The sequence below is a fragment of the Oscillibacter sp. CU971 genome, assembly GCF_905219725.1.
GTDB lineage: Bacteria > Bacillota > Clostridia > Oscillospirales > Oscillospiraceae > Oscillibacter.
This window is the reverse complement of sequence record NZ_CAJMXG010000495.1, coordinates 1-1,351: the sequence shown is the minus strand read 5'-3', so window position 1 is coordinate 1,351 and position 1,351 is coordinate 1. Positions and strand designations below refer to the sequence as shown.

Sequence of the window (1,351 nt, the reverse complement as noted above, 5' to 3'; positions counted from 1 at the left end):
GGTGTCGCCGCCTGTGGCGTTGGCGATATATCCGGCCACGGCCTCGGTGCTGCCGGTAGCGGAGTAGTAGACCACCAGAGTTTCCACTCCCCCCGCACTGCTGGCAATATCTTCAGTTGGTTCCTCCGGCGCAGAGGGCGCGGCATCGGGAGTATCCGGCTGGGCGTCCCCCTGCGCTCCATCGGGACTGGGAGCGGGCGTTCCGTTGTTGGGCGGGGTGTCTGCACACCCAACCAGCAGAGAAAGACTCATTGCCGCCGCCAGCAACAATGCCAAAAGGGCCTTTTTTGATTTCACCGTATCAGTCCTCCTGCTTTTTGCAAAGCGCGGCTTCGCCTGATACGGAAGACATTCTCATACTGTCCAACGCTCCGTACTGCTTATCATCAACTGCCTCACACCACTCGGTTCGTCCGTCCTCGCCGGGGACTTCAATAGCCAAGTGCTGGAACCAGGAATCCTTAGCCGCACCATGCCAGTGTTTCACGCCAGCGGGGATGTTTACCACATCGCCGGGACGCAGTTCTCTCGGCTCCTGCCCCCACTCCTGATACCAGCCCCGACCGCTGACACAGACCAGCATCTGTCCGCCACCGCCCTCGGCATGGTGGATATGCCAGTTGTTCCGGCATCCCGGTTCAAAGGTCACATTGAACACTGGCACCTGCTGGGTGGATAACGGGGCAAGGTAGCTTTGCCCGATAAAATACTGTGCGAAAGCATCATTTTTCTCTCCCAAAGGGAAGCAGGACAGCCGATCAGGGTCCACGCCATCGTCCTCGCCATAAACCTCCCGGATCAGCGGGAATGTACTCCACGCCGTGGGCCAGCCGCAGTAGAAGGCAAGCTGGGTCACGATCTCCACAGCCTCCTGCTTGGTAATGCCGTGCGCTTTACCCAAATTCAGATGAGATTTGAGCTGAGGATACAGCTCCGCCGAGAACAGTGCCGCAATGGTAATCATGCTGCGGTCACGGAGGGAGAGTTGATCTTCCCGCGACCAAACCTCCCCGAAGAGGATGTCATCGTTCAGCTCCGCGAATTTCGGAGCGAGATCGCCCAGAAGGTTTCTTCCCGCTGTCTGTTTTTCTGCCATAATGACCCTTCCTTTCAAAATTAGTCTTGCCGGTTCACCATACTCCTTAAAGTTCACTTCAAGTCAAGCGTTTTGAGAAAAATCATCTTGAAATCTTTCGGCGAATGAAGCAATCAGTAGGAAGCGTGTCTCCGGTTCTGATCCATCGCGGCGATTCTCTGCATCTCCGCAGCTGCTTACCAGGGAGGAGTTGCAAAGACTGCTCATCCAGGCCAAGGATGAAGGTTACTACGAGGTATTCCTTCTAGAGTTGAC

At 56.1% G+C, this 1,351-nt stretch carries 1 protein-coding gene and 1 pseudogene; both read right to left on the bottom strand.

Annotated features, from left to right (window positions below; genetic code table 11):
- A pseudogene (locus JX325_RS16890) lies at positions 1 to 297 on the bottom strand (hypothetical protein); the annotation flags it as partial.
- Between the two features lie 4 nt (positions 298 to 301).
- The gene (locus tag JX325_RS16885) at positions 302 to 1,096 is read right to left on the bottom strand and encodes a carboxymuconolactone decarboxylase family protein (RefSeq protein WP_204792178.1); all 795 of its coding nucleotides are present in this window, start codon (positions 1,094 to 1,096) and stop codon (positions 302 to 304) included.
- Between the last annotated feature and the right edge of the window lie 255 nt (positions 1,097 to 1,351).